Annotated in this window: 5 protein-coding genes and 1 pseudogene; 3 read left to right on the top strand and 3 right to left on the bottom strand. The window is 59.6% G+C overall.

Features of this window, described 5'->3' with window-relative positions; all coding sequences use genetic code 11:
• Both VMU57_RS02165 and VMU57_RS02170 read right to left on the bottom strand, forming a co-directional pair.
• Positions 1 to 640, bottom strand: a 640-nt coding sequence (locus tag VMU57_RS02165; protein WP_325380331.1) for an ABC transporter ATP-binding protein, incomplete at its 3' end; no start/stop codon positions are given.
• Positions 641 to 1,093 (bottom strand): cytochrome c maturation protein CcmE, encoded by a 453-nt coding sequence (locus VMU57_RS02170; protein WP_325380333.1) that lies wholly within the window; start codon positions 1,091 to 1,093, stop codon positions 641 to 643.
• A 177-nt stretch (positions 1,094 to 1,270) separates the two neighbouring features.
• Between VMU57_RS02170 and VMU57_RS02175 the strand changes: the two genes are divergently transcribed.
• Entirely contained in the window at positions 1,271 to 1,624 is a 354-nt protein-coding gene (locus tag VMU57_RS02175; RefSeq protein WP_325380335.1) for a PadR family transcriptional regulator, read from the top strand.
• Entirely contained in the window at positions 1,621 to 4,281 is a 2,661-nt protein-coding gene (locus VMU57_RS02180) for an ABC transporter permease (RefSeq protein WP_325380337.1), read from the top strand. Before VMU57_RS02175 ends, VMU57_RS02180 begins: the two co-directional genes overlap by 4 nt.
• 74 nt (positions 4,282 to 4,355) lie before the next feature.
• On the opposite strand, the gene VMU57_RS02185 is transcribed toward VMU57_RS02180, so the two are convergent.
• The gene (locus VMU57_RS02185) at positions 4,356 to 4,859 is read right to left on the bottom strand and encodes a ferritin-like domain-containing protein (RefSeq protein ID WP_325380339.1); all 504 of its coding nucleotides are present in this window, start codon (positions 4,857 to 4,859) and stop codon (positions 4,356 to 4,358) included.
• Positions 4,860 to 5,147: 288 nt separating this feature from the next.
• On the opposite strand from VMU57_RS02185, the pseudogene VMU57_RS02190 reads away from it, so the two are divergent.
• Positions 5,148 to 5,339, top strand: a pseudogene (locus VMU57_RS02190) (thiamine biosynthesis protein ThiC); the annotation flags it as partial.

The raw sequence follows: 5,339 nt of genomic DNA on the forward strand, positions 1-5,339 counted from the left end.
GGGCCTGATGGGTGGTGAGCAGGATGGTGCGTTTGCCATCGCCCCCGTCTTTTTTGTAGACGGGCCAGGTGCGGAAGTCGGCGAGCAGCTCGACCATGTGGTGGGCAGAGGCTACGTCAAGGTTCGAGAAGGGCTCGTCGAGGAGAAGGATTTCGGGGTCGGTCTGGAGAACGCGAGCGAGCGAGGCACGCTGGCGCATCCCCTGCGAGTACTGGCCGACGGGGCGAGTGAGATTGGGGTCGAGGCCGACAGCGCGGAGGGCCATCTCGGGGCTGCCGACGCAGGCGCAACCGCCGTCGCGATAGAGGGAGGCGAAGTAGTTGAGGTTCTCCATGGCGGTCAGCTCGTCGTAGAGCATGGTGGAGTGGCTCATGTAGGCCATGCGGCGGCGCTGGCTTTGCGGCGATTCGGAGAAGATGCGCGCGGTGCCTCGGGTGGGAGTGATGAGTCCGGCGAGGACGCGCAGGAGGGTAGATTTTCCGGCTCCGTTTTCGCCTACGATGACGGTGCAGGTGCCTGATTCGAAGCTGGCGGAGACGTTGCGGAGAGCGGCGAAGGTGCCGTAGATTTTGGAGACGGATTCGAGTTCGGCGGCGGTGCTGCCGGATGCGCCGTTAGTCGGCTTGGCTGACTTCTCCATTTATTTTTTGAAGTCGGCGGGGAGAGCGACGGCCGTGGTGGTCGCGGCTGGCTTTGCCGGAGCGTACTTGGAGGCGCATTTGGCCTGGAGCTGCGTGGCGTGGAAGACGCCGTCGTGTCCGTAGGTGCCTACGGCGAGGGCCTGGGCGTCGTCCTTGAAGGTGTCGGGCGGCGGCTCGACGCCTTTGTAGCTGACCTTGAGGGTGCGGTTCTGCTCCAGCAGAGAGAAGTCGACGTAAGTGCCGCTGCGGTGGATGCTGCCGGGAGCTACGTTGCCTGCGACGCGGAGATGGCGGACATAGGCTTTGTTACCCATGGCCTGCAACTCGCCGATGGTGACGTAGTAGCTCTTGTTGTCCTGAACGCCGGTATAGGCGAGGTATCCCATGGTGGCGATGATGATGACCGCTGCGATGATGATCTTGATCGGGCTTTTGCTGGCTGCGCTGGGCATGGTCTTTGCCAATCAGTGTACGAGATTGACGGGGATTTTGATAGGGTTTGACGGTTTACCCCCTTGGGCTGCACGGTAATCGACTGATTTTGCGCATTATGGGGAACATTTCTTTTCCTGTGGCGTAACCACATCAGTTGTGGCAGACTGATGTGGTTACGCCACAGGAGGCAGCTCGTGGGAGATTCGAAGCTCGATTTGTTGCAGGGGACGTTGGACCTGATGGTTTTGCAGACGCTGTCTGCGATGGGCGAGATGCATGGGTACGGCATCGCGCGGCGCATCGAGCTGGTGAGCGGGGATGAGGTGCTGCTGAACCAGGGGACGATCTATGCGTCGCTGGTGCGGTTGCAGCATCGCGGGTGGATTTCGGCGGAGTGGGGAACGTCGGAGAACAACCGCAAGGCGAAGTTCTACTCGATTACGAAGCGCGGGCTGAAGCAGATGGCCGAGGACACGGTCTATTGGCAACGGCTGTCGAGCGTGATGGGGCGAGTGCTGGCGATGGGCGAACGAGGAGGCGAGCAATGAAAAGCTCTATGAGGGATTCGCTGCGGCAGAGCTTGCAACGGCTTGGCTCCTTCTTTCGCAAGCGTCCGCTGGACGTTGAGCTGGATGCGGAGATGCAGAGCCATCTGGATCTGGCGGTGGAAGAGAACATGAAGCGTGGGCTTTCGGCCAGTGAGGCGCGGCGGCAGGCGCTGATCCAGTTTGGCGGTGTGGAGCAGGCGAAGGAGCGGCAGCGCGCGGCGCGCGGGATGCCGTGGCTGGATGTTGTGCTGCAGGATCTTCGCTATGCCTTGCGAACGATGAGGCGCGACTACGGATTCACCCTGGTCGCGGTAACGATTCTGGCGCTGGGCATTGGAGCGAATATCGCCGTGTTCAGCGTGGTGGATACGATTTTGCTGCGGCCTCTGCCGTTTCGCGATCCGCAGAAGCTGGTATGGATTGCACCGGCGGACGCTATCGGGCTGTCGTCCTCGACTTATTCTGCCGATGCCTATGACGATTTGCTGACGATGAATCGCTCGTATGACGACGTCACCGGATATTATGCGTTTTCGACCAGCGACAATCTCAAGCTGACGGGCAGCGGAGAGCCGATGCCGCTTACCGGTATGGGAGTGCTGGGGAACTTCTTTCATGTGCTGGGCGTGGAGCCGGAGCTGGGCCGTTCTTTTACGAAGGATGAGACGGTGAAGGGAGGGCGCGCCGTGGTGCTGCTGTCGCACGCCTACTGGGAGCGGCAGTTCGGCGGCGACCGGGGGATTGTGGGCAGGTCGATCACTTTGAACGGGACGCCGACGACGGTGGTGGGTGTATTGCCGGAGACGTTCGACTTTGGTGCGGCATTTGCGCCGGGCTCGAAGGTGGATGTCTTTGTGCCGACGGTTCTGGATGACATACGCAACGAGGGAAATACGCTGGCTTTGATTGGAAGATTGAAGCCGGGGGTGACGGTCGCGCAGTCGCAGGCGGAGGCGAAGGCGCTGTTTCCAAAGTTTTACTCGAACAAGAAGTATCCGGAATCGGCGGGTGAATATACGGCGAGGCCGATCGAGCTGAAGCAATATGTGAGCGGGAAGTTGCGGCGCTCTCTGATTACGCTGTGGTGTGCTGTGGGCGTGATTCTGCTGATCGTCTGTGTAAACCTATCGAACCTGTTGCTGGCCCGAGCGGCATCGCGGAGCAAGGAGTTCGCTCTACGCAGCGCTCTGGGCGCGGGACGCGGGCGGCTGGTGCGGCAACTCTTGACGGAGAGCCTGGTACTGGCCGGGATGGGCGCAGTGCTGGGGCTCGGACTGGCGTATGCGATCACTTCGTATATCGCGCATCAGGGATCGCTTGCCCTGCCACTGTTGAACGAAGTGAAGGTGGATGGTGCGGCGCTGCTGTGGACGGTGGGGATCAGCGTTGGGGCTGCGGTTCTGTTTGGCTTACTGCCGGGGTTGAAGATGTCGAGCGGCGATCTGCAGGAGGCGCTGAAGGACACGGGGCAGGGCATGAGCGCAGGCAGGAGCCATGAGAGGCTGCGGTCGGCGCTGGTGATCTCCGAGGTTGCGCTGGCTTGCGTGCTGCTGGTTGGTGCGGGGCTGTTGCTGCGGAGTTTTCTGCGCGTGCTGGATGTCGACCTTGGCTTTCAACCATCGAATGCGGCTGCGATCAAGATGGACTATAACGACGGCGGAAGCACGGACAAGAGGAGCGCGATCTTTGAAGAGGCTATCCGGCGTGTCAGCGCGATTCCAGGAGTTGAGGCGGCGGGCATCTCGGACAATCTGCCCCTGGAGCGCAATCGCGGATGGGGCGGTCCAAGCGCGAAGGGAAAGACGTACCGGAGGGGTGAGGTGCCGGGCGCCTTTGTCTATATCGTTACGCCGGGATATGTGACGGCGATGGGGATGCGCCTGCATGGACGCGACTTTACCTGGCATGACGACATGAAGGGCGAGAGTACCGTGATTCTGAATCAGAAGGCAGCCGATTTTGTGGCTCCAGGTGAGGATGCTGTGGGAAGGACCGTGCTGATCAACGGTCACGAGGTGAAGGTGATTGGAGTGGTAGCCGATGTCCATGAGACCAATGTTGAAGGAACATCCGGTGAACAGATGTATCTGCCGGCGATGCGCGACGAGTGGGGTCCAGATGGCGCGGAGTTGGTGGTACGGACGAAGCTGCCACCGGCGCAGTTGGCGGGGAGCGTGCTGCGGACGCTGCGGGAGTTGAATCCGAATCAGCCTGCCGTAGAGTTCAGGCCGATCCAAGGGATCGTGGATCGTGCGGTTTCGCCGCGGCGATTTTTTGTGATGTTGGTTGGAGCGTTTGCCGGGTTGGGATTGTTCCTGGCATCGCTTGGAATCTATGGAGTGATTTCGTATTCGGTGACGCGCCGGACGCAGGAGATTGGGATTCGAATGGCGCTGGGCGCATCGGCGGGGAGAGTTCAGATGTCCGTGATTTCGAAGACGCTGAAGCTGGCGGCAATTGGGATCGGGGTTGGGATCTTCGCATCGATGCTGGTGGCGAATCTGATCTCGTCGCTGCTGTTTGGGACGGCTCCTACGGACCCTATTACGTTTGCGGTGATGATTGTGCTGCTGGGCGCTGTGGCGGCGCTGGCTGGATATCTGCCCGCGCGGCGAGCTTCGCGCATCAATCCCATGGTTGCGTTGCGGAATAGCTGATAGAGATAATCGCCAAATCCGACAGCCACCTTGCCTCGGTGGCTGCCGGATCTGATTTGAGATTGATCCGTTCTTTAGGCAGCAGCTTCAAGATTGACATGCCCGGCGATCTGGGTGAGAAGTTTATCGGCAGCTTCTTCTTCCTTGAGGATCGACTCCAGGACTGCAGCGTCGTCTCGCTGGTTCAGGATTCCCGCCCAGGTACGAAGCGTGCCATAGACGGCGATCTCGTGATGCTCGACCTGCTGGCCCGACGAGATTAGAGTGATGTCGCGGATGCCGGTATCTTTGGCATCCTTGATGCCATCTTCTGCTTCGGTGACGAGGCTGGAGATGACTTTACAGGTGGAAGCGCTGGCTTCGCCGGTGGCTCTGCGCAGAATGCTCTGGACTTTGGTGACGTGACCCTTGGTCTGCTCGAGATGGTTACGGAAAGCGGAGGCGAGTTGGGGATCTGTGGATTTCTCGATCATGGTGGGGAGGGCATCGACGATCTTTTGCTCCATATCGAGTGCCTTCTGAAGGGTTTCGGTATACAGGGTGCGCAGATCCTCGATGTTTGCTGAGAAGAATTTCATGGAAGTATCTCCTTTTGATGACACAGTTTTGCGTTAACTGAACGCAGAGGGAATTGGTGACTTGCTCGTGCCTTGGATGAGCTCGGCTGGACGTGCCTTGCCGGAAGAACTCACGGTCGTACGTCGTTCTACAGGGTAGGATGCGAGATCAAGAGGCCGGGTGGTTTCAGCCATGGATACAGAAACGTGGGACTTGTTGTGGCAGCGTGTGTCGGTTGCGGGAGAGAAACGAGACGTCCGTGGGGGGGTATACTTACTCGATAACACCGGTACGAATTGGGGAAAATAATGAGCACTCATGAAAACGGGAATGGCGCGAACGGCAATGGATACAAGGTTCCGACGGGGCGAGCGGAATGGATTGTAAAACGCAAGGCTGAGGCCGAGCGGACGGGCGACACGAACATGTCGCAGATGCACTTTGCGCGCAAAGGCCTGATTACCGAAGAGATGGCCTATGTCGCTCAGCGGGAGAAGATT

This window comes from Edaphobacter sp. (assembly GCF_035532915.1).
Taxonomy (GTDB): domain Bacteria; phylum Acidobacteriota; class Terriglobia; order Terriglobales; family Acidobacteriaceae; genus Edaphobacter.

What these genes read in the sequence shown, in the direction of transcription:
- VMU57_RS02185 (WP_325380339.1), bottom strand. Translation starts at nt 4,859, where the DNA reads ATGAAATTCTTCTCAGCAAACATCGAGGATCTGCGCACCCTGTATACC.
- VMU57_RS02180 (WP_325380337.1), top strand. Translation starts at nt 1,621, where the DNA reads ATGAAAAGCTCTATGAGGGATTCGCTGCGGCAGAGCTTGCAACGGCTT.
- VMU57_RS02170 (WP_325380333.1), bottom strand. Translation starts at nt 1,093, where the DNA reads ATGCCCAGCGCAGCCAGCAAAAGCCCGATCAAGATCATCATCGCAGCG.